The organism is Oculatella sp. LEGE 06141, assembly GCF_015207605.1.
Taxonomy (GTDB): domain Bacteria; phylum Cyanobacteriota; class Cyanobacteriia; order Elainellales; family Elainellaceae; genus Oculatella.
The window spans coordinates 77,013-100,216 of record NZ_JADEWO010000018.1; the positions used below are offsets into that span (position 1 = coordinate 77,013).

At 51.1% G+C, this 23,204-nt stretch carries 20 protein-coding genes; 13 read left to right on the forward strand and 7 right to left on the reverse strand.

The window, feature by feature from the left end:
• Positions 1–90 precede the first annotated feature (90 nt).
• From pth to psbH, 3 genes are all read right to left on the reverse strand, one after another.
• Complete coding sequence (gene pth / locus IQ268_RS14410; protein WP_193880025.1) at positions 91–717, reverse strand: aminoacyl-tRNA hydrolase; 627 nt, start codon at positions 715–717, stop codon at positions 91–93.
• Positions 718–827: 110 nt separating this feature from the next.
• Positions 828–1,151 (reverse strand): TatA/E family twin arginine-targeting protein translocase, encoded by a 324-nt coding sequence (locus IQ268_RS14415; protein WP_193880028.1) that lies wholly within the window; start codon positions 1,149–1,151, stop codon positions 828–830.
• 147 nt (positions 1,152–1,298) lie between these two features.
• Entirely contained in the window at positions 1,299–1,502 is a 204-nt protein-coding gene (gene psbH / locus IQ268_RS14420; protein WP_193880030.1) for a photosystem II reaction center phosphoprotein PsbH, read from the reverse strand.
• Positions 1,503–1,581: 79 nt separating this feature from the next.
• On the opposite strand from psbH, the gene psbN reads away from it, so the two are divergent.
• Positions 1,582–1,713 (forward strand): photosystem II reaction center protein PsbN, encoded by a 132-nt coding sequence (gene psbN, locus IQ268_RS14425; RefSeq protein WP_193880033.1) that lies wholly within the window; start codon positions 1,582–1,584, stop codon positions 1,711–1,713.
• Between the two features lie 39 nt (positions 1,714–1,752).
• Here the strand turns inward: psbN and IQ268_RS14430 are convergent, their stop codons facing one another.
• Positions 1,753–4,992, reverse strand: a complete 3,240-nt coding sequence (locus IQ268_RS14430) for an alpha-mannosidase (RefSeq protein WP_193880036.1) — start codon at positions 4,990–4,992, stop codon at positions 1,753–1,755.
• Positions 4,993–5,185: 193 nt separating this feature from the next.
• Here IQ268_RS14430 and IQ268_RS14435 point away from each other — a divergent pair, with 193 nt between their 5' ends.
• The 4 genes from IQ268_RS14435 (at position 5,186) to IQ268_RS14450 (ending at position 10,856) form a co-directional block, all read left to right on the forward strand.
• The gene (locus tag IQ268_RS14435; RefSeq protein ID WP_193880038.1) at positions 5,186–6,748 is read left to right on the forward strand and encodes a hypothetical protein; all 1,563 of its coding nucleotides are present in this window, start codon (positions 5,186–5,188) and stop codon (positions 6,746–6,748) included.
• Positions 6,749–6,974: 226 nt separating this feature from the next.
• A complete protein-coding gene (locus IQ268_RS14440) occupies positions 6,975–7,091 on the forward strand; it encodes a photosystem II reaction center protein I (protein ID WP_193880041.1) in 117 nt (38 codons plus the stop codon).
• Between the two features lie 102 nt (positions 7,092–7,193).
• Complete coding sequence (locus tag IQ268_RS14445) at positions 7,194–9,980, forward strand: DUF3769 domain-containing protein (protein WP_193880043.1); 2,787 nt, start codon at positions 7,194–7,196, stop codon at positions 9,978–9,980.
• A 144-nt stretch (positions 9,981–10,124) separates the two neighbouring features.
• Positions 10,125–10,856, forward strand: a complete 732-nt coding sequence (locus IQ268_RS14450; RefSeq protein ID WP_193880046.1) for a hypothetical protein — start codon at positions 10,125–10,127, stop codon at positions 10,854–10,856.
• Positions 10,857–11,046: 190 nt separating this feature from the next.
• On the opposite strand, the gene IQ268_RS14455 is transcribed toward IQ268_RS14450, so the two are convergent.
• Positions 11,047–11,616, reverse strand: a complete 570-nt coding sequence (locus tag IQ268_RS14455; RefSeq protein WP_193880048.1) for a phycobiliprotein lyase — start codon at positions 11,614–11,616, stop codon at positions 11,047–11,049.
• Positions 11,617–11,843: 227 nt separating this feature from the next.
• Between IQ268_RS14455 and hemE the strand changes: the two genes are divergently transcribed.
• Entirely contained in the window at positions 11,844–12,908 is a 1,065-nt protein-coding gene (hemE, locus tag IQ268_RS14460; RefSeq protein ID WP_193880051.1) for a uroporphyrinogen decarboxylase, read from the forward strand.
• Between the two features lie 163 nt (positions 12,909–13,071).
• Positions 13,072–14,040 (forward strand): NAD(P)-dependent oxidoreductase, encoded by a 969-nt coding sequence (locus tag IQ268_RS14465; protein WP_193880054.1) that lies wholly within the window; start codon positions 13,072–13,074, stop codon positions 14,038–14,040.
• Here IQ268_RS14465 and IQ268_RS14470 read toward each other — a convergent pair.
• Positions 14,006–14,602: a pentapeptide repeat-containing protein gene (locus IQ268_RS14470; protein ID WP_193880057.1), complete on the reverse strand. Its 597-nt coding sequence runs from the start codon at positions 14,600–14,602 to the stop codon at positions 14,006–14,008. The genes IQ268_RS14465 and IQ268_RS14470 overlap by 35 nt on opposite strands.
• 321 nt (positions 14,603–14,923) lie before the next feature.
• Positions 14,924–15,019, reverse strand: a complete 96-nt coding sequence (locus tag IQ268_RS14475) for a cytochrome b6-f complex subunit PetL (RefSeq protein WP_193880059.1) — start codon at positions 15,017–15,019, stop codon at positions 14,924–14,926.
• A gap of 195 nt (positions 15,020–15,214) precedes the next feature.
• Between IQ268_RS14475 and aroB the strand changes: the two genes are divergently transcribed.
• The 6 genes from aroB to IQ268_RS14505 all read left to right on the forward strand — a co-directional run bounded on the left by aroB (position 15,215) and on the right by IQ268_RS14505 (position 23,040).
• Entirely contained in the window at positions 15,215–16,312 is a 1,098-nt protein-coding gene (aroB, locus tag IQ268_RS14480) for a 3-dehydroquinate synthase (protein WP_193880062.1), read from the forward strand.
• A 177-nt stretch (positions 16,313–16,489) separates the two neighbouring features.
• Entirely contained in the window at positions 16,490–18,334 is a 1,845-nt protein-coding gene (locus tag IQ268_RS14485) for a hypothetical protein (protein WP_193880065.1), read from the forward strand.
• Between the two features lie 69 nt (positions 18,335–18,403).
• Entirely contained in the window at positions 18,404–20,143 is a 1,740-nt protein-coding gene (locus tag IQ268_RS14490) for a hypothetical protein (RefSeq protein ID WP_193880068.1), read from the forward strand.
• 430 nt (positions 20,144–20,573) lie between these two features.
• Positions 20,574–21,107 carry a DUF3122 domain-containing protein gene (locus IQ268_RS14495; RefSeq protein WP_193880070.1) on the forward strand — a complete coding sequence of 178 codons (534 nt, stop codon included), beginning with the start codon at positions 20,574–20,576 and terminating at the stop codon, positions 21,105–21,107.
• A 23-nt stretch (positions 21,108–21,130) separates the two neighbouring features.
• The gene (locus IQ268_RS14500) at positions 21,131–21,274 is read left to right on the forward strand and encodes a hypothetical protein (RefSeq protein ID WP_193880118.1); all 144 of its coding nucleotides are present in this window, start codon (positions 21,131–21,133) and stop codon (positions 21,272–21,274) included.
• A gap of 260 nt (positions 21,275–21,534) precedes the next feature.
• On the forward strand, positions 21,535–23,040 hold the full coding sequence (locus IQ268_RS14505) for a hypothetical protein (protein ID WP_193880073.1): 1,506 nt from the start codon (positions 21,535–21,537) through the stop codon (positions 23,038–23,040).
• Positions 23,041–23,204 lie beyond the last annotated feature (164 nt).

Genomic DNA, 23,204 nt, shown 5'->3' on the forward strand with positions numbered 1-23,204 from the left:
GGCTTGATTGAGGGTGAAAAGGCGATCGTTCCGTTATTACCCGTTCTTCGCCATTTTATTGATAGCCATTTTATTGATGACCCACGCGATCTATGGCTGTAGAACCACTTCACGGTTGTTGTAGAGGCTCATGGCTTTAGGAATGCCCTGCTTAAGGCTGAGTTCTGTGGCTTCTACCACCAGTTGCATCACATCTTGAATGACTTGAGTTTCTGCTGGCGCAAACCGCCCCAGAACGTGAGACACCGTCTCACCCCCATTTGCCCCCTTAGGGTTGCCGATGCCGATTCGCATCCGGGGAAAGTTCTGGGTGCCCAAATGCGCGATCGCCGACTTCATGCCGTTATGTCCTCCGGCGGAACCGGATTGACGTAGTCGCAGCCTACCGACGGGCAAATCCATATCGTCGTAAATAATCAGCACGGATTCGGGCGGTAGCTTAAACCAGTCGATTACGGCGCGAATCGACTGTCCAGAGAGGTTCATGTAGGTCGATGGCTTCAGCAGGCGAATTTTGTCCTGATGCGAGCCTCGTCCTTCACCGACAAAGCCTTGAAACTTACGGTTTTCGGACAGGGTAATTTGCCAGCGACGAGCCAGGATATCGATCGCCTCAAACCCAACATTGTGGCGAGTGCGATCGTACTTAGCCCCCGGATTACCAAGCCCGACAATGAGTTGAGGAATGATCAGTTCAGAAGCAGCCGTTTCAGCCATAGATTGAATTGTGATAACCGTCAGTCAAGCGAACAGGGGCAAGATGATCTCGCCCCTTTAATCTTTAAGATGACTCATCAGTGAGGTTGGGCTTGAAGCTGGCTACTGCATTACCCTTGCTGCGTTTGACTCACGGCATCAGGTTCAGTGGTAGCGTCAGCCACTGGCTCATCTTGCTCCGCTGCCGCTTCTGTCGCAGCCAGCACTTTTTGAGACGGTTCCAGCGTTGCCTTCATGGGGACGTTAACGGATTTTTCGATTCGATCGGCTTCTTTTTTGAACTCGTTTTCAAATTCTTTAGAGGCTTCCTGGAAGCCCCGAATGGCTTTACCCAGGCTGCGACCGATTTCAGGTAGCTTTTTGGGGCCGAAAATCAGCAGAGCCACGACCATAATTAATGCCATTTCAGGCAAGCCAATTCCAAAAACATTCACGACATTCCCTCCTGCAATCCGTCGCGATCGCCATCTCTACATTACCGTGCTTGCTTTCATCCTGCCGAGTTTAGCCCGTACAAAAAAACCCGGACAAGCCGGGAGTTTCCATTCAGGTGTTTAAGCGTGTGGAACATGAACCTAGAACTAGCTGCCTAAGCTCTTCCAATCGACATCGAAGCTATCGAGTAGCAGCGAGTTGTTATAGATTTGCAGGATGATCAGCAGAAAAACGAAGAATAGAGCCATAAAAACACCCATCAACGGTGTGGTGCCCCAACCGGGAGCAACTTTACCGTATTCGGAGTTAAGGGGTTTGAGAATATCTCCCAGCCGAGTGCGTTGTGCCATGAGTGACCTATCAGCTAATCTCAACAAATTAATGGTTCGTAATATTATAGAAGCATAATACTCATAATTGATGACACATATGGAGCCTGCAACAGTTCTTAGTATTTCCGTCGGTGCTTTCCTGGTGGCAATCACAGGATTGTCTATTTACACCGCGTTTGGCCCTCCGTCTAAGCAGTTGGACGATCCGTTTGAGGATCATGAAGACTAAGCTTGCCGTTTAGTTTGACGGGTTGCTCCCGAAAGTGGGTCAGGTTTTGCCAGTTGTTAGCGCAAACGTCGCTATCTTCCACGGTGCAATTTGACTCACCTGCGTTTGGGAAATGGTTGCATCCGAAAATGCGTTCGAAGATCGCTCCAGTAAATTTGTAGGGTTGGCGATCGTCAACCCTAAACTATTTTGCACGCTGAACTCCGCTGGCTCACCGTGACATTCATAACAGCGCAAAATCCATTGGTTTGGGTTCGCTTCTGCTGGTTTAAAGGCGGAAAGAATGAGATTAGGGGACGATACATCGATAAATTGCCCCACTGGAGGGAGCGATCGACTTGAAGGGGTCGTTGGCAGGTTACGAACAACGCGCAACGGTTGGTTTAATTCATAGCCTCGCCGCACCGTCTGCGCCATCTGCCAGGTGTCTCCGTGGGGATAGAGAGCATAAGTAAATTCATGGTGCCCCCGGTCAGCGCCAGGGTGAGGCCAGTTAGGGCTACGCAGCAAGGTCAGTCTGAGTTGCGCCGGTTGGCTATCATAACCATATTTGCAGTTGTTGAGCAGGCTAACGCCATAATCTGCCTGACTTAAATCAGCCCACTGCAATGCCGGAACTTCCCACTTTGCGGCTTCCTGAGGCGTAGCGGATTGGGTAGAGCGGGCGATCGCGCCAAACGGAATTTCGTAAGTGGCTTCAGCAGCCGTTAGATTCAGCGGAAATGCCGCTTTAACCATGACATGCTGCTCTTGCCAGTCTACCTGGGACTCAATCTCAAGAATGGGGCTGCCTTTTCGCAGCACATAGGTTTGCCGAAACGTCGAAGTACCCAACTGTCGAGTGACACCCAACCGGGTTTCGAGTGAGCCGTGGGTTTGGTAGCAAATCGCTTGCAGCGTCGCTGAAGGCAAAGGATGGTCGGCATAGTTGGGGTCAATGTTCCAGGCATCCCAATATTGCCCCTTGTCTTGAAACGCCTGAAGCTGGTTACCCGCCCCGTTCAAAACGGAACGCTGACGCACCTTGTCAACCATTTGAGCGATGTCTCCCGTTGCCGGATCAATGCGAACATGGAGATAGTCGTTTTCTAGCTCCAAGGTCGCCACTGGCTCAACAACTGGCTCAATAACAGCAGCGGGGGATGGAGTGGCACAGAGCCAAAAAACGCGATATCCCACCGCCGGAACGTCGATCGCCCAAAATGAAACCTGTTCAACGTTTTGTGTATCTACCCAACGTTGCGTTTCAACCGCTTCACCGTCCGCAGTAAAGACCTGCCAGGAAGACTCTCTACCCTGCGCCACGGCCAGGGGCAGCGTTACCACCTGCGATCGCTTCCAGTTGAGCGAATTGAACACCACGATCGCTTCTGCCCTGGGCTGTGGTGGCGATGGCAAATCGATCTGCGCGGCGATCGCCGTTAACGCTTCATCCACGATTTTCCCTGTCACCTGTTTCACATCTTGCCACGCCTGGTTGGCATCGGTATAAACCTCTGCGATCGCCGATCCTGGCAAAATATCGTGAAACTGGTTGAACAACACTTTCTTCCAGGCTGCTTCAATGGCATCACCGGGATAAGTCGCGTTTGTTAGCAGGGTTGAGATCGAGGCAAACAGCTCTGCCTGGTAGAGCAATATCTCACATTGACGGTTCGATCGCTTCTGCCCCGCGTGGGTGGTGTAGCAACCGCGATGAAATTCTAAATACAGTTCATCGTTCCAAACAGGAAAAGACGGTGGCGAATCGCCATTGAGTGAGGTGCTGGCTTGATCCAGCAGTGGCAATTGCTCCTGACGTTCGAGCGTCTGCAAATAAGCTGAGGCCGTGGTGAATGCAAGCGTTGGGAAGAAGGGCGATCGCTGCCATCGTCGGGCCAGGTCTACCATATCGCGCGTGGGGCCGCCGCCGTGGTCGCCCACTCCCGGTAGCCACAGCGCCGCCGAAACCCCTGTTTTTACTTCTAAATCGCAGGCATAAGCAACCATTTTAACGGGGTCAATGCCCGTGCCAATCGGAGCAGACATGAGGCTAAAGCGCTGAGTGCCATCGGGCGATCGCCACCAAAACAGCTCATGCGGAAACGACGTTGAATCGTTCCAGCGCAGCTTCTGGGTAACAAAATAATCCACCTCCCCCTGCTCCAAAATTTGGGGCAATTGCCAGCAGAACCCAAAACTATCGGGTAGCCATGCGATCGGGCTAACGGTGCCAAATTTTGCCTCTGCATAACGCTGACCGTATAGCACCTGACGGGCGATCGATTCGCCGCTCACCGTATTGAATTCTGGCTCTACCCACAGTCCGGCTACCACTTCCCACCGTCCGTCGGCAATCTGTCGCTGAATCTCGGTAAACAATGCCGGACGGTGTTGCTCGATCCAGTCGTACAAAGCAGGAGTGGAGTGGCAAAACATCAATTCCGGAAACTGACGCAGGAGTTGCAGCACCGATTGAAAGGTGCGCTCGGCAGCCTCCCAGGTTTCACGAATTTCCCATAGCCATGCCAGATCCAGATGAGCATGACCCAATAATTGAATCTGGCGCTGTTTGATCCAGTCTGCAAATGGCTGCAACTGTTGACGGAGGTTGAGCAGCGATCGGTCAAATATCTCTCGCTGCGGTAGCGCCGACCAGTTAATGTGAGCGATCGCCTGTTCTAGCGTTGCCACCTGCTCTGGCTGCAAAGCTGTGAGGTAGGTGTGCAATACGGCTAGCTCATCCGCCACAAATCCGGGTTCAGGTACTGGCTCAAGGCTGTGATCTGGACGTTCGTACAGGCAGAGAGAATGAACCAGCGCACCGTCGTCGTGCCCCGGGCTCACCAAACGAATGGCAATGGCGATCGCCTCTCCTGGCTTAACTGCCGCACTGAGCAAAAGTCGAGTCGAGCAATCAAACAAATCTCCAGCTTGAACGGACACGCCATTAACGAAAATCTCGGCAGCATCCGCCCACCAGGTCAACGATAGTCGCAGCGTCAAACCCTCCAGCGCATAACCGTTCAAGTGAGAGGGTACAACGAGTTGTTGCCCCAGCCAGATCACCCGATGCCCGCGATCCCAGGCCACATGCTGACGAGCGTTGAGCCTGACGGTTGGCCAGCTCTGCCAGGTGGCTGACTGGGTCGCGTCGGCGATCGGCACATCATAAAGGCAATACCGCCAGCCGGATTGCACATCAAGCTGCGACAACTGGCGCAAACGCTCAATACTGCCGGATAGCGAAGGAATGAGGGTTCGACTTTGAGACGGGGGCGGAGTAACTGAGTCGGTCATCTTTCGATTAAGATCAGGGCATTCGGGGTACGAGTCGCCATCAGGCCAGCGAACGTTCTGACTCTACATTACTCTCCCTAACCTGTGGTGTTTTGACCTGAGCGACTGCTCAACCAATCCGTTCAGCCCGTTCTGTTTGAGCCAGTCTGTTTAGAGTCAACCCGTTCGAGCCAACCTGTTTGAGCCAACCTGTATGTCTTCTGGACGTTATCAAAGCAGAGTATTCAATCTGGTTTCGCGGCAACTTCTTCACTGGCGCGAAGAGGCGGCTCGTACCCTGCGCCGCGCTAAACTAGCGACCGTTTGGGGCACTCAGATTGTGCTTTACCCGGTCTATGCGCTGTTTCAAACGGCTCGGGTTACAGGTCGGCAGTTTCAGCAAACGATTCGCCGTATTTTGCCTCAACTCCAGGCCGCAAAAGAAGGGATTCAGCAAGAAGTTGATGTGCCGTCGCGATCGCACCTGGCACCCACAGTAGATACCCCGATCCATCGGGCGTTGATCGCCGTTCAACAGTTTGAGTTACCGATTCTCGTGCAATCGACTCAATCAGCCTCCCTGCCCGGCACAGCCGCCCCCAAAGCCCTACCGCCAAGCAAGCCCAGGAGAGGCATCCTATCGCTATTTCAATGGAGACCAGCGATCGCCCCCACTGCACCGCCTCAGCCCGATGCAGTAGTTCCTGTGCCACCAGTGCCAACGGCGATCGCGCTCACTTCCACCACCGCACTGGCAGAGCGACCTGCGGCAGCACTGGACAGGTTAGCTGAATCGGCGATCGCTCAATCTCAGTCTGGCCTGGACACATCATCCCAGGGAGAAACAGTGGTTAGAGGGGCAATAGTGGTCAGAGGGATTGCCTCACTGGTCGAGCAACGAACGCTGGTTTTAGTCACCGTCGAGAACGAAACCCTGGACATCTTGACCCCAGAGCAGCAGCAGCAGCTTCGCCAACGAATGATCTGGGAAGTGGCTCACTATTCGCGATATCAGCGGATGTTACACGCCGCTCAGCGAACGCAGCCGTACCCGTTGCCGCCCCCGGCTGACCATCCACACCTGCTTCCCCCGGTCAGGCTGTTTCGCCGTTTAATGGCCTGGATGCAGGTTAGCTCTGTCGCAGTTGCAATCAATCTTTTTCAAGAATCAGCTCTGGTACTGTATTCGCCTGTGCCTTCCCCTGGCTCCAACGCATCGTCTGAATCAGATAGCCTGAGTGGGTTAGCTCGGTTCTGGCTCGATCCCTATCCCAATATACCGCGATCGCCTTCCCCATCCAGTCCTGCCTTCTCTACCTGGGAAGATGAGGTGCTGTGGGAACAAAACGACCCTAAGTCCAGTGCGATTATTCCGGCTCCTTCGGGCGGGTCCAGATTACAGCGCTTTGTTCAGGCGGGGCGGGCAGTCGTGCGGGCACGTCGTTCTGCTCCAGCCCTGCAATATTCACCCCAACCTAATCACCCGCCACCAGGCCAGCCTCTGTTGGCCTACGCCGATCCGGTTCAACCAACCGTTCCGTTATCCAGCGAACTGGTTCCTCCGGCATCCGCAACGACGCTGGCATCCTCCCAGCCCGGCTCATCCTTCACCACACCGTCTTCCGTTGATGAAACACCCTGGATTGAGATTCAGGCAACGGTGGTGGGCTATGTCAAACATCCCTTAGAGCAAGTGCTGGAGTGGTTGGACGTGGGCATGTCCTGGATAGAAGACCACCTGGCAAGGGTGTTGCACTGGATGCGCGATCGCCTGTAACCTCCAAACGGTCAAAACCTGTAACATGGCTGCATTACGTGGATTCAGCCACGTCGGTTTTTCTCCAGTGAAGGGTTTGGGGAACGACTTAGCATCACGCCTCGTCAGACGCAAGGTAACTGTCTGAGCCGCTGAGGAGCGCACCCTTTAGTGACAGAAGTAAAACCTCAAAAAATGAGCCATCATTCCGATATGATAATGAATGCCCGTCTCAGGAGGTTTTTACATGCTGACACTTAAGATTGTTGTTTATATCACAGTTGCCTTCTTTATTGGTTTGTTTGTGTTTGGTTTCCTATCAAACGACCCGGCTCGGAACCCCAAGCGCCGGGATATGGAATAAAGAAGCCGCAACGGTTGATACTGACTCCTCAGGCAGTAGTTATGTTATTGAGGACGGCTGAGATCCTTAGCGGGCTGTCCATTTGTGTCGTTTCGCTAGTGTATGCCCTACCCGGTTCCGCCGCCTACTCCCCCTGCCATTGTTAATGTTCTACCGCCTGAGGATCTTAGCCATTCTGCTACGTCCTCCTCTGTTTCTGCTCCAGTTACTTCGGTTCAAAGTGTTTCTCAGCCAACAGCCATAGCACCCCCGGATGGTGCAGCGGTTGGGGCTGCGCCGAGCCCGGTTTGCCCTCCAGAGCGATTTCCTGCCAATTGTTTGTCGAGCAGTACTTTGCTGTCGGGCATTACTTCTGGTGCCGATACATCTGGTGCAGATACATTGGGTATGCCCATCGAGATGGGCTTGCCAGAGCAGCCTGATGAACTGATTCCCGTCCGTTATGGGTTAACCAGGGTTGAATCAGACTGGGGTGGTTCCCCTCAGGCACCACCCACCCGGATAGCACCGACCCAAACATCTACTCAGACAACCACTACCCAGGCAGCAACTACCCAGACAGCGCCGCAGGCTGGAGCCGCTATGTCGTTGATGGGGATTCCGGTGGTAGCACAGGTGCGCGATGCCCAATCGCAACGGGTGCCAAACTTACCAGAGCTTGAACCCGCCTCACCACAATTGCCGGGTACTCAACCTCCCCCTGTTCTACCCAGTCCTGAAATTCGCAACCCGCCTGAGAGCCAGCCCGGTTTAGAGCTTCCCGATCCGCTTGATAGCCCCACTGTTCCTCCCGATCAACCTCTTCCAGTCGAAGAGAATGCCCCGACGCTAGAGAACGAAGAGGAACCCACCGAAACAGACGATCGCTCGCGTCCCGGTTCAGCCGCTCCCAATCTGGATGAAGGTGGTGAAGTTCTAACGATTCCCGAATCGGGCAGTCCCGATCCAGACTTGGCCGAGCCAGCTAGCGAAGGAGCCGCTCCGCCAGATCCAGCAACTCCACCTACCAACCCAGCAGAGGTGGTTCCCATCGACCCATCTGGAACAGGGGGTGTGATTGAACTCACGGCTGACCGCCAGCAATATGACACCATTCGCCAGGTATTTGTGGCTGAAGGCAATGTTGAAATGCGGTTTCGCGGTGCAGTTCTCAATTCAGAATTTTTGCGCGTTAACTTGCCCAACCGAGTAGCGGTAGCGGAAGGCGACGCGATTTTGGTTCGAGGCGAGCAGGTGTTACAGGGCGATCGCTTTGAGTACAACTTTGTTCGCAACGAAGGAGCCATCTTCAACGCCCGGGGTGAAGTGTTTATCCCCAGTGCCGGGGCAGATTTAACGCCATCGTTACCCACGGATGTGAGTGCCGATGCCCGAACTCAGCAAATTCTAACCGATCGCATTGCGGCCGAGCAGCCTCCGGTTCAAGCAACTCCAACTGGGAGTGGGCTGGACATTGGAGTTGGCAGTGGGCCAGGAGTAGAGTCTGGCTTTTCAGGTGAGATTAACCGTATTCGGTTTGAAGCAGAACGGCTGGATTTCTTTCCGGGAGGGTGGGAGGCCAGTAATGTACGGTTGACCAACGATCCGTTTTCGCCACCAGAACTGGAGCTGCGATCGCCCGAAGTCACCTTTACCGAAGAGTCGCCCACCCGCAGCGTCATCCGCGCACGCAGACCACGCGTGGTATTTGACCAGGGCTTTTCCTTGCCCCTGTTTCGTAATCGCTTTGTGATTGACCGACGAGAACGCGATCCGGGGTTGGTGCAGTTTGGGTTTGATAACGAAGACCGGGGAGGGCTGTTTGCCGAGCGCACCTTTGATGTGTTGTCTAACCCGATCGCCCGCTTTAGTCTCACGCCTCAGTTTTATATTCAGCGTGCCCTGACCGACAGCGGCGGCAATATTTTTGACCCATCTAACTTTGGCGTAAGAGCTGAATTCGATGCCAGACTGGATCAGCGCACTTCGATTACGGGCAGCGCTGTCGTCACCGACTTCTCGCCCGAAGAGTTTTCAGAGGAATTGCGGGCTAGCGTCCGAGCGCAACGGCGCATTGGAACGCATCGGTTAGCCGCAGAATATAGCTACCGCGATCGCCTCTTCAACGGCTCCTTAGGCTTCCAAAACGTGCAGAGCAGCCTGGGGATTGTCCTCACCTCACCCTCCATCCTGTTAGGAAATACAGGCATTGGGCTGAGCTATCAAGTTGGAGCACAATACATTACAGCCAATACTGACCGGGAAGATCTGCTGCCTGAACCACCGCGAGATAACAACCGAGCCAGTTTAGGTCGCTTTCAGGCCAGTGCAGCGCTTAACCGAGGTTTTCTGCTGTGGCAAGGTACTCCACTCCCGGCTACGCCCACAGAAGGCTTACGGTATAGCCCCTTTCCCATCGTGCCCTATCTGCAACTGTTCTCCGGGGTGAGAGGCGTGTACAACGCTTATACCAACGGTGAGAACCAAACCACTTTAACCGGGAGCATTGGTCTTCAAGGCCAGTTCGGTCATTTCTCCCGCAACTTCTTTGATTACACGGCGTTTAACGTCACCTACTCACAAACCGCAAAGGCAGGCGATTCACCGTTCTTCTTCGATCGGGTTGAAGATCGACGGGTCATTTCAGCCGGGTTGGTTCAGCAAATCTACGGGCCGCTGCGGGCAGGCTTCCAGACATCTCTCAATTTAGACAGATCCCGCGAGATCGATACAGAATATATCCTGGAGTACAGTAGACGCACGTATGCCATCACTCTAAGATTCAATCCGGTGCGTGAAGTGGGTTCCCTGCGTCTGCGAATCAATGATTTTAACTGGACCGGTAATCCTGGTCGCTTCTCGGGTGCTGACTCTGGAACGGCAGGAGGTGTTCAACGTTTAGATAATTAGCTCGCTAGTTTGCAGGCAGATTGAACCCGGCCAACGTTTTTGCGATCAGAATAAGTGCGCTAAACTAATGCATCTCTGCTTGCCTGACCGGACGTGGTCAAGGCAAATTCGATGTTTAGATAATTCCTTTTCTTTTTCCCGGCAATGACCGAACAGGCTAAGGACTCTATTTCAATGGATGCCGCCAACCTGCTGACCCGCTACGGCTTTGACCTGAGTGGTTACACAGCCGAGCAGTTGGTCAACCGTTGGCAGCCCTATTATCCGTCCCTGTGGCTTCGGGCTGCCGTCATCGAAGCGCTCTATCAAGGTCGCTATAAAGCGGTTTCGGTGGAGCAAATTTTATCTCTATGGCAACGGCGCGGACATCCGGTTTACCATTTCAATCATGAGTTCGAGCGGATTGTCTGTAACCGCTTTCCCAAAAAATTGAATGCGCCTGAGTCTGAGTCTGATTTACCGCATCAATCGTTACCGATCCATGCCGATCGCCCCACTACAGAAGAAGACTGCGATCGCCCCCTTTTGCCTTCAAGTTTAAACGCACCCGATTCGGTTCCAGCGATAACAGCGGAGCCGAGGGAAGATGTCGCTGCACCGCCCGAATCAATCCCTCTGGCAGCAGACGCTTCAGCCTTACTCTCAAGTCAACCTGCCACACTAGAGCCAAACCTGGCCGATACGTCTATTCCAACATTTAAGCCGAGCAGCAACGACCCTTACGAATCGACCGAGCTTCTCAACTGGTCAAAACAGCAGACCGCCAAACATCCGATTCATCAATTTGTTCCGGCTCCTACCGCTTCCGAGTTCTACGACAAGCTTAAAGCCGTGGCCCAACGCAAAGAAACATCTGCCAATGCCTCGTCTGACTAATCAATCTGACTAATCAACAAAAGCAGTGCATCTGGTCAAGGCAGAGGTTCAACCCTGCGTCAGTCATTTCCCGTGCAGTCGTTTGCCACCCTCAGACGAGCCGACAGAACAAAGCCGCGTTGAACGTTCTCCCAACGCGGTTAACACTGTCGTTTGGTGATGGTTGTTTAGTAATGAGAGCAAGCAGACTTCAGCTCGAGGACGGAGCCGTTGCATCGGCAGAGGTGTCAACGGGGGGTTGAACGCCGCCCATGCGAATTTCGGAACAGAAAGAGGCCATACTAAACCCACCAAACCGTTTGAGGATGCTGGTTCTAAGGCGCAAATTCGGGCTGGCAAACCAAAGACGCTCTTCTGAGTACATGGTTTCATACTCCGTGATTAGCGTCAGAGATTCATCGGCACTCATCACATAGCGCCCCGCAACGGGCGCTTTCTCGGCGTATCCCATTTCTCGCAAGAGTTTGCCTTCGTTAACTTTATCGGGATCGGCAATGGGAACCAAAACGGTAGAGCCAGCGTGCTTCTCTTCGTCCCATTCCATTGAACCGTCCCAAGTGACTCGCGCACCACAAAGGGCTAAAGCCGGATCAACTTCATATTGCTGGCAAAGCTTGATCACCTCTGGATCGTCTTTGGAAAGCATCTCAATTCGCAGATCTGACTTTCCCCCTTCTGATTGTTTGAAGGCAAGGTGATGGCTGGTTCGTTGCGAAAACCATTTGCCGGAACTTTGCTGAAAAAATTCAACGATATCCATGAACGTGATGCTCTGCTAGCGGTTGCCAATAGTTCTATCTTAAAACAAGCTGTCCAGTCGCACAGTTGTACTGTCCGCTAAAGACGATCGCTCTTTAAATTGCGATTGATTGCCCTGCGGCGAATGAATTAAGTTGAATAACAAGCTGTGTTAACTGCTCAGACTGGTTCACGCGATCGCGTATAATCTGATCCTGCGGTAATTCGATATAAGAGAGAGCTTTATCAATGACTGGATCAACCCAGATTCCCTACTTGCTGCGGGCAACTCAAGGTGAGGTGCTGCCTCGTCCGCCGGTATGGATGATGCGACAGGCAGGGCGTTACATGAAAGTCTATCGGGATCTACGGGAAAAGTATCCGTCATTCCGCGATCGATCCGAAAAAGTTGATCTGGCTGTTGAAATTTCGCTTCAACCGTTTCGAGCCTTTCAACCAGACGGTGTCATTCTGTTTTCCGATATTCTGACCCCGCTTCCGGGGCTTGGCATCCCGTTTGACATTGTCGAGAGCAAAGGGCCGATCATCGACCCGCCGATTCGAACCCATGAGCAGATCAAACAGTTACACCCCCTGGAACCTGAAGAGTCTTTGCCCTTTGTGCGGGAAATTTTGCAGACGCTGCGGCAAGAGGTGGGCAATCAGGCAGCGGTTTTAGGATTTGTGGGTGCCCCCTGGACACTGGCTGCTTACGCCATTGAAGGCAAAAGTTCAAAAGACTACGCCATCATGAAACGCATGGCGTTTTCCGAGCCAGCCATTCTGCACGAGTTCCTAGGAATCCTGGCAGATTCGATCGCCACCTATGTGCGTTACCAAATCGACTCTGGAGCGCAGGTTGTGCAGATGTTTGACTCATGGGCTGGCCAGCTTAGCCCTCAAGACTACGAAGTATTTGCCTTACCCTACCAGCAGCGCGTCGTGCGGCAGGTGAAAGAAACCCATCCCGACACGCCATTGATTCTGTATATTAACGGCAGTGCGGGTTTGCTAGAGCGGATGGCACAATCTGGCGTGGATATTGTCAGTGTGGACTGGACAGTAGACATGGCAGAAGCAAGAAGACGGCTAGGCCCCAACGTTGGTGTGCAAGGCAATATTGATCCGTGCGTCCTGTTTGGGTCGCAGCCGTTTATTCGCGATCGCATCCTGGATACCATTCGCAAGGCTGGCGATCGAGGGCATATTCTCAACCTGGGGCATGGAATTCTAGCGTCTACTCCCGAAGAAAATGCCGCCTTCTATTTTGAAACCGCAAAGCAAGCAGATAAGCTGCTGGCGGTGCCTGCTTAGCAAGCATTGGATACGGTCATTGGATTGCGTTCATTTGATCCAGAATGTTTCATAATGACAGCAACAGGGGTTGCCAGGACGGTCAGCAGACGTTTGAGTTTTTTTGTGTGAGTGGTAAGTTGCATTAACTCTCTACTCTTTCTTGTTCCATTTCTCCACGCCAATGAACTCTAAACGCATCTTAGTAACAGGTGCTAGTGGCTGTATCGGTCATTACATCGTTGATGCTCTGATTCACCAGACCGACTACGAGCTGTTTTTGTTAGTCCGAGATCCCGCCAAGCTGCGGATTGACTACAACGCCCGTCCTGGTGTAACCCTGCTGCAAGCTGACCTGCGAAACATTGACTACTTTGCCAAGCTGCTCAAAACGATCGATTGTGCGGTGTTAACAGCCGCCGCCTGGGGAGGAACGCAAGAGTCATTTGACATCAACGTAGCCAAAACTGTTCGGTTGATGAATCTGCTCGATCCCAACAGTTGCGAACAGGTCATTTATTTTTCCACAGCCAGTATTTTGGGTCGCGACAACCAACCGCTGAAGCAAGCCGGACAAATTGGTACGGACTATATTAAGTCCAAATACATTTGCTATCAGCAGCTCAGCAAGTTGGCGATCGCGCCTCGCATTACAACGCTACTGCCAACCCTGGTGTTTGGCGGAGACGGGCAAAAACCTTACTCTCACCTGTCTGGCGGGTTATCAGACGTGACAAAGTGGGTCAACCTGGTTCGTTTTTTCAAAGCGGATGGCAGCTTCCACTTTATCCATGCTCAAGACATTGCCCAGGTTGTGGTACACCTGGCGCAATATCCTCCTGAACCAGGACAACCCCGACAAATGATTTTGGGCAACTCGGCCATCACCGTTAACCAGGCCGTTGCAGAAGTGTGTGCTTATTTCAACAAGCGCATCTACTTTCGGGTGCCGCTATCGTTGCAGCTAGCCAACCTTTTCATTGCCCTCTTTCGAATTCAGATGGCAGCCTGGGATCGTTTTTGTTTGACCTATCGCCACTTCACCTATCAGAATCCGGTGAACCCGGCCAGTTTTGGCTTACCCTGCTACAGCCCTACCGTGGCCGATTTGTTTAAGGTTAGCGGTATCCCCAGCCAACGCTCTTCTCCTTAAGCATTACGACATCTCGCAAATCGGCACCGAGCCAATCAACACGATCCAGAATGGTGTCGGCCAAAATGGCACCAATCAGAATGGCATATTGCAGCTTAGCCCCCAGCAGATTGGCACTCTGTAAATTAGCGCCCGTCAGTAAAGATTGCTTGGCCGATATGTCTCTTAAGTCTGCGCCTCGTAGGGTCGCGTCTCGCAGGTCGGCTCTGGTCAAGGTGGCTCGGCTCAAGATAGCATCATGCAAATTGGCAGCGCTTAAGTTTGCTTCACTCAGGTTGGCGGCAATGAGGGTAGCGGCAATCAGTTGCGATCGACGCATATCAGCGTTGCAAAGCTCTGCTCCATTCAAATTGGTTCGAATCAAATTCGCTTCACGTAAGCTAGCAGACGTTAAGTCGGCCATCATCAGCTTCGCGCCGCCTAAGTTGGCTCTTGAAAGGTTAGCGTTACGGAAACTTGCTTCAACTAAAGTTGCGCCTGCTAAGTTGGCTCCCGTTAAATCAACATTATCAAATGTTCGCTCTCCGGTGCTGTATCTCGCCAACAGTTCGCTTGCCTGCATTGCTAACGTGCCAATAACTCACTTGCATGACTACCTTATCGAATCACGTCCTGCTTCTTGCTGAGCTATTTGGCGGAATCCATTGCTTAAATACGAAAGATTCGACGGTTTTGAGTTTTGAAGACGCCCCGTTAGAAACCACTCAAAACGGTAAAGGCCACCTAAAAGGACTAACATTCGGCAGATTGCCCTTGGCATAAACCCAGACGGGTTGCCCAAAAGCCATACCCTTCCGGGTGTCAGGCTACAGATTAGACCTTATAAATTACCTTCTAACCTGTGGAGTGTTGCCGCCTGCCTATCAAAACTCAAAACTGAACATTAAATGAGCTTGACGGCTCGCAATCCGTAATACAGCCCAATAGCCAGCCCAATGGCACCACCCAGAAACACGATATAGGCTATGACTCCAGACATTTACTTCTCTCCGATAAACGTTCCTGACACTATTGAATCATTTTCTGTGCTGTCCCATGAGAGCAGCAACCGAATAGCTCTAGAAATGAGCCACCTTGATTTCTGGGTTACAACCATCCACCCAACCGTCTACTCATTCTACACAGGCATCTATAGAGTAGAATACAGCCCTACAAACGTTGACGAGATGGGGAAATGAACACAATTACGGTGGACTTACCGCAACAGCCGTATGAGATAGCGATCGCTCCTGGAGGGCTGAATCAACTAGGCGAGCAGATGCAGCCGCTCAAGCTCGGAAAAAAGGTGCTGCTGGTATCTAATCCGGCGTTGTTTCGGCTCTATGGCGAACGGGCGATCGCCTCACTGGAACGGGCTGGGTTTGAGGTGGTTCAGGCGACCCTGCCAGCAGGGGAACGCTACAAAACGCTGAACTCAATTCAGAAGATCTACGACATCGCGTTGGCCAACCGCCTGGAGCGATCGTCTACCATCGTGGCGCTGGGGGGGGGAGTCGTGGGAGACATGGCTGGCTTTGCCGCAGCGACCTGGCTCAGGGGAATCAATTTTGTGCAGGTGCCAACGTCTCTATTGGCAATGGTGGATGCGGCGATCGGCGGTAAAACGGGAGTAAACCATCCCCAGGGCAAAAACCTGATTGGGGCGTTTCATCAGCCTCGGCTGGTAGTAATCGACCCGGAGGTGCTGCATACACTTCCTGCCCGTGAATTTCGAGCGGGTATAGCAGAGGTGATCAAATACGGAGTGATCTGGGATCTAGAACTGTTTACGCAGTTAGAGGCAGCTCAGCGGCTAGATCAGTCCCGTTATGTGGACGACGCTCTTTTGCAAACCATTCTGACCCATTCTTGCAAGGCCAAAGCCCATATTGTGAGCAAGGATGAGAAAGAAGCAGGATTAAGAGCCATTTTGAATTATGGTCACACGATTGGTCATGCGATAGAAAGCCTGACGGGATACCGACTGATCACGCATGGAGAAGGCGTTGCCATTGGCATGGTCGCGGCTGGAGCTATTGCTTTAGACATGGGGCAGTGGGATGAAGACGCGGCTCAGCGGCAACACGCGTTGATTCAAAAAGCGGGTTTGCCGACTCAGCTTCCCAGTGGGTTGGATATTGCAGCTATTGTGTCTAGTTTGCAGTCTGATAAGAAGGTACAATCTGGCCGCGTTCGGTTTGTGCTGCCAACGCAAATTGGAGCAGCAATGGTTACCGATCAGGTATCGTCAACGACGATTCAAACCGTATTACAACAGATGCAAGTTGCTTGACGGTCGGTGAACTGGCTTGCTTTTAAAGGTTTTTCTGGTTTACTAGATTTCATCCCTCAACGGAGTTGACCGGATATCAGGTATCCTCTCGTCGTTTGTGCGATCGCCTCCCCCAAGCGGGAATGAGTGCCTTTAATCACTTCACTGCTGTTTTAAATTCAACCGTGAGCGAAAGGTATGTTAAAGGTTTCTGCCAGTTTGAAATCAGCCCCTCGCTATCAGCCGGCCTTAGCCACCGTGAAAGAAGCGGCAATCCTGATGTTGCTTGCCGTTATCACCTGGTGTTCTCGGTTTTATTACTCCTCAGAATTTGGCCTCTATTACGAGGACTATGGCAGAATTCCAGTGGCAATGGGATGGACATGGACAGACTTGTGGGACTATGTGCTTCACATTCCTGGATGGCTGATCCATATGGATTATGAAGGGCGTGCCCTCCATCCAGGATTGATTCACATTCTTTCGTTTATTGGCAATCGAATTGGTGGATTGCAGGCTATTTACAAGATCGGTTATGGGATCGCAACCGTTAACACCATCTTGTTTTATGCCCTCCTGAGACGCACCTCGTCCCAACCGTTTTTTGCATTAACCAGTTCTCTAGCGTTTGCACTGTTTCCGGTTCATACCAGTCAGGCGTTTCTCACGATTTCTCTGGGAATATTGCCTGCACTCACTCTGTTTCTAGTAGCGTGCCACTTGTATCTCTCGGATAATGTCAAAACCTCACGCCTTTCCTATGGGGCTATCCTGGCATCTTTACTGTGCTACGAAAAGTTTTTTCTGCTGTTTTTAGTCGCTCCCTTATTGCAGAAAGCGCCTCTTTCCGGTCGGCGCAGAGAGGTCATCAGGCATGTTGCCATTTTGGTGGCACTCCTGTTGGGGGTAACGCTCCTGCGGAAACTCAACGGTGAATCTCGCGTTTCTGAACTGGGGTTGACTGATCTTACCAATGCCTTGATTAGCATTGTCCTGGGGCCCTGGATCACGATAGGGACGTTTTTGGAACGTGCTGTTCAAGCGGTGGGGTTGTTAAATCAGCAGTGGTTGGGGTTGCTGCTGGCAGCCTTTCTAGCCATTGGCTTGAGTCTATATAGTCTATTGTTAGTCAACCGCAGCAATCAGCCGATTTTCTCAAAATCGGTGTCGTTGAAACGCAATCGGTTTCGGGCAGGCCGTTCATTTCTCTTCAATGATTTAGCGCGGTGGGCGATCGCTGGCACGGCAATGCTTTTTCTGGCTTACCCGTTAAACTTTCTTGATTCTGTGTTTATCACAACTGGAAGAACATCGCATGTTCATGTGGCAGCCGTTGTAGGAGCGTCGATTCTGTGCGGTTGTGGTTGTGTCCTGGTTGATAGTTTAGCCAGTGCTTATCAAAAACGATTGGCCTCAACGGTGGTGTTGTCTACGTTCTTTACGCTGTTACTTGTCTTTGGGCTAACGGTTCAACAAGACTACATTACAAGCAAACAATATCAGCAGGCGTTTTGGACAGACGTAGTGAGCCTGTGTCCTGATATGACCCAGGACACCATCATTTTAGTGAATAACCAGGTCTTGCCTCAGGTAGAGCAAATCAACCCGCTCCAAACAGGTCACTTTGCTAAAGTACTGGGTTACATTTATCAATTTCCAGAGAGTTGGCTTAATTTCGAGGATGAAAGTCTATCTCGGCAGCCCAAGGTATATCGGCTGAAACACGGATGGCGAAACAAAATTTTGTCGGAGGAGGGTTTGCTGCACATCAACGAAGATATAGTCGCGACGCGAACGGTATCGCCCGATAAGATTGATGGTTCCAACCTGATTGTGCTGGAGACCAGAAATGGAGCGTTGAGCCGTAGAACCCAGCCATTCATCGTTAAAAACCGCCAATTTCCGCTTAAACAAAACAATTCTGAGTTTGAAGTCCCTCCATTCAAAGCAGGAGTGTTGCATAAGTATCTAATTAATAGATCCCACGGTGCATCCGTTCGATATCGTTCTCAGCGTCCAAATGGAGGCGATCGCAGGTTCTAAGTTGCAACTGAAATAGGCGTACCCCGTCATTATCCCCATCTATCGTTGTGAGTTTTAGCGACTATTGACATGGGTAAAATAGGCGAAAGTATTATCCTAGCCTTGCTTGCAATAGTGACATGGGGCAGCCGTTTCTATTACTCCAGTCAATTTGGGCTGTATGAAGACGATCATTACCGGGTTCCTGTGGCAATGGCCTGGACGTGGTCTAACTTCTGGGAGTATCTTGCCCGTATTCCCCAAAGCCAGTTACGGATGGAAGGTCAAGGCCGAATGCTGCATTCTGGCTTGATTTTTGGTTTGTCGTTTCTAGGCGAACAGTTGGGAGGGCTGTCTGCTATTTATTGGTTGGGCTACTGCATTGTTGCTCTCAATACGCTGCTGTTTTACTATCTGTTGAAACGGTTATCAGGACAAGCATTTTTTGCCACGACAGGGGCGATCGCCTTTGCTTTATTTCCAGCCGATACCACCCAGGCTTTTCTAACACATGCCCTGGGAGTACAGCCCGGATTAACGCTTCTACTCGTTAGTCTGCATGGGTATAGCTTTAAGACACGATTACGCTCACTGCTGTCCTATTGCTGTATTTTTCTGTCGCTATTCATCTACGAAAAATTCTTTTTAGTATTCCTGGCTGCGCCACTGTTGAGGCGATCGCCCCCTCGGATTAGGGAGTTGCTGCGCCATGCTGCCATTATGGGGGTGCTATTAATGGGTGTACTCATTGCTCGAAAAGCGAGCGGCGAAAGTCGTGTGAGTGAACTCGATCCGCTGGCCGTGTTCAAGGTCATTACCGACAGTGTGCTTGGGCCTGTGGTTAGTGTGGCGATGTTCATCTACCGACCCATCACAGGTCTCGTTTCATTACAAACAGATTGGTTTATTCCTTTAGCTCTCTTTTTTCTGATCAGTGTTTATGTGCTGTATCAAACACACCAGACCAGCCGAGACAGAGCAGCAGATCCGTTCACGTTCAATGATCTCTACCGATGGGCGATCATTGGCCTTAGCCTGTTGGTGTTAGCGTATCCGCTAACTCTAATTGGTGTCGTTGGCGAAATTAGCGGTCGTGGGTCACGCGTGCATGTAGCGGCAGTGGTTGGAGCATCGATTTTGTGCGCCTGTGCCTGTTCTGCGATCGCCTCCATAGCAACCGCACGTCACAAACAGCCTCTTGCCATGCTGGGTCTGTCTGCCTTTTTTACCCTACTGCTGGCTTTTGGGTTCACCATTCAGCGAGATTTTGTTACCAGTTGGCGCTATCAGCAAGCATTTTGGAGCGATTTAATTACCCTTTGCCCTGATATGACGGCAGATACAGTCATTCTGGTTGAACAATATGCCCTGAAAGATACTCAGCAAATTATGGCGCGATCGCCTTACATGAATCGAGTGCTGAACTTGATATATCAATTTCCTGCTAACTGGAAGCCGTTTGTCAATGAATCAAGCGTGTTTACACCAACATCAAGAACTCGTCCTCCAGTGATCTACCGTCTCCAGAGAAACTGGAGCGATCCTCTTGCAGATGATGTCTCTGGTAATCGTCTCAAGTTAACTCAAAATACAATTGTTTATCATCGTCTGGCTAAAGCCACACCTGAGGTAGAAAGCTCCAACCTTATTGTGATAGAAGCTCGGAATGGCCAATTGAGCCGCCGAACGGAACCGCTTCCAGGGGATGGCAGAACTTTTCCACTGAAGCCACCCGATTTAACCATTGAACCTCCATCGTTTGAGGAAGGTATTCTTTACCCTTACTTAATTCGCGCCCAAGGTGAACAACCAATCCAATACATTCAATGAGCTAAAACTCTGGCTCTATCAGTCGTGGGGAGGTTCAGCAAAATTTGAACCCGTGCGGATACATTGTACGACTGCGTCAACCGCCTTTTTATAAGCAATATAACTTTATAGTAGTATAGTAATATACGATTAAAGGAGGGCGATGCCTCGGCGTCCATTGCCATCTCATCCTCTAGTGAATCCAGTGATATGAAAATTGTCTTCAATCCTGCGAACTAGAGGTCTTGCAATGTCGGTTCAAAATTTTGGCTCCATCTACCTGGCTGCAAATTCTGGCCGCACTATGCAAGCAGGAACTGCGACAGGCTTTACAGCCATTTTCGTTTGCATTTACCACACACCAAACCCTACACCCCCATCTTGGCAAGACTGTGGCTTACTCAATTGAGAACTGCTGTAAGAACGTTGTGAATTATCCAGAGGAATTGTAATGGGATGTCGTTTACGAAGACTCTTTTCCAAATTGCTGTTGCTGGGGGCACTCATACTGGGTGTTGTCCTGGGATTAGAACTATTGCATCCCTCCGCTGCCGCTGCTGCCATTAGACGGCTAGAAGAAGCACCGGGACAAATCGTTTATCAATCTCGCCAAACCCTCAAAGATCAGCATGGTAATAGCTGGCAGACTATTGCCTTCAAACGTATTTATTCCAACGGTCAAACCAAGGTTGAGCTAAGGCTGGTGGGCTTCCCTGGTGTAGCCGCAATCGAGCGATCGCAGTCCTTGACGCTAACCAACTCACTGGGCAAAACACTAACGGCGGCTGATACGTCCAGCACTGCATTTACAGAGCGCGATCGTCCTGAACCTAACGTAGGACAGTATGACCTTCAGCCATTGCTACCAGAATTACCAGCCGAGATTCCTTTGAAATTGATATTGCCCACAACGGAGGGAGAAGGTATTCGTCTATCTATTCCGCCTTCGTTGGTGCAGGAATGGCAAACCGTTGCTAGCCAATAATGTTCAAGAGGTATTTGGATCTCATGAAATCAATTAATGAAGGATGGCAAAGACTCAACGGCAACGTGGGCGATCGAGTTATCGAAGCAAATATCCGCGAGTTGCTACACAATCCTCCCGGAAAACAATCCTGGTGTTACATCAGAGTGTTAGCTCCCCTACCCTAACTGGTAACAAAAGCTTACGAACCTTGTCTTCCGGATTTTGGGAATTTAAAGAGACAAAAAAGCCACAACCGTCAAACCAATCACCTGGGTGTACACCACAGTTCACAGAGAAGGATTGGCAATTCAGTCTATGCATCACTTTCTGACCTGGCATCAAAGAAAAGCAAGTCAAGGGTGAACGGTGCAAGCTGCCAGTATATTATGATGCAGCGAATATGCTACGGTTTTGAGCATCTGTCAACTGCCGGAGTAATTTGAGGATGGCTCTACCCTTAGTTATCGACATTGCTATAGGGACTATTTTTATTTATTTAACTCTCAGTTTGTTAGCGTCAGAAGTTCAAGAAATTATTACAACTTTATTGCAGTGGAGAGCCGAGCATCTTAAAAAATCAATTGAAGTTCTCTTTTCGGGAAACAGTGAAACAAGTTCTACTGACCGAACGTTCACTAATGAGCTGTACAGGAGTCCACTGATTCAATCCTTGAATCAAGAGGCCAGAGGACGATTTGCGCGGTTCTTTCGGCGAATTGGTCAAACTATTGGTGATTTGTACCGGACGCTTTCAGGCACTCGCAATGTATTTGGCAGTCAGCGTAGTGGCCCTTCCTACATTCCGTCAGAAACGTTTTCAGTAGCGCTAATGCAGCAGCTTGAGATTGACGCATTGAGCCAAAAATTTAGTGAGTGGACGATTCGTCAATTTGGTGAAGAGAAGCTAATTTTAGTGCAAGATATTCTGGATGCATTGCGATATAGCCTTGGAGATGAATCGCTATTAGAAAACGAATTGGCTGCCTTGAAGCGCAGTTTAAACACCATCGTGAATGACTTTATGAGAGGCAGAACGTCGCTATCGAGCAGCATCGATTTAGCCACTCAACAACTGGTGGGATTTATCGACAACACAGAACTATCCTTAAGCGATAACCATCACTGCCAAACCATCATTCGGCAACGATTACCTTATTTACGACAGGCACTCTCTGTTCGCAGCTTAGAACCCACCATTGTTGAGGTATTGTCATTAGTCATCAGCCAAAGTGACCTGCGAAATCTACCGCTCGACATTGCCGAGATGGTTGCCCGTATTCGGCAGAACAATTTGGCCATTCCGCCGCAACTGATTCGCAACTTGCTAGCGCTCGCAGAACAGGCACAGGCCAAAGCCACTGGCTTAGACGATGGCGTGCGCCACCTTGAACACGAATTTGCCACCTGGTTCGATCGCTCCATGGAACGCGCCAGCGGGGTTTATCGGCGCAACGCCAAAGGTATCGGAATCATCATTGGCTTTCTCATTGCGGCAGGAACCAACTCTGATACGTTTCATATCGTCAATCGCCTCTCTCGGGATTCGGCTATTCGTTCTAGCATTACCCAGGCGGCTAATCAGGCGATCGCCGACTCAACCCAGGTGCTAGCTCCTGCCCGTCCACCCGGTGCATTACCAGACACAGCCTCCCCACTTAGCCCCAGCGAACAAACAGCCACAACCAGAAGCCTGCAAACGGATTTAGAAACAGTAAGAGATGCCGTTGATGGCACATTAGAGACGCTGCCGCTCCCGCTGGGATGGAACGCCATCAATTTAGAACAGCAACGTGTAGAAGGAATCGGGTGGGGCATTCCGTTCCTGCGTCAGGTGCTCGGGTGGTTTATTACTGGCATTGCGCTCTCGATGGGCGCATCGTTTTGGTATGACCTGCTCGGTAAGGTGGTCAAGGTTCGCAATACGGGAAAAGTGGAACGGCAAAATGATTAGCTTAATGGCTCAAGTTTGTCCACTTGGGTAATGTGAGCCACGGTTAACACTGTTTACAATCACGGTCAGTACAGAGTATCCAGTTTGGAACCCTGGCTGTTCGCTATTACTTCGGGTGGCAGAGGCGCGATCGCTCTGATTTGTCTAGCCTCTGTCGGTCAACC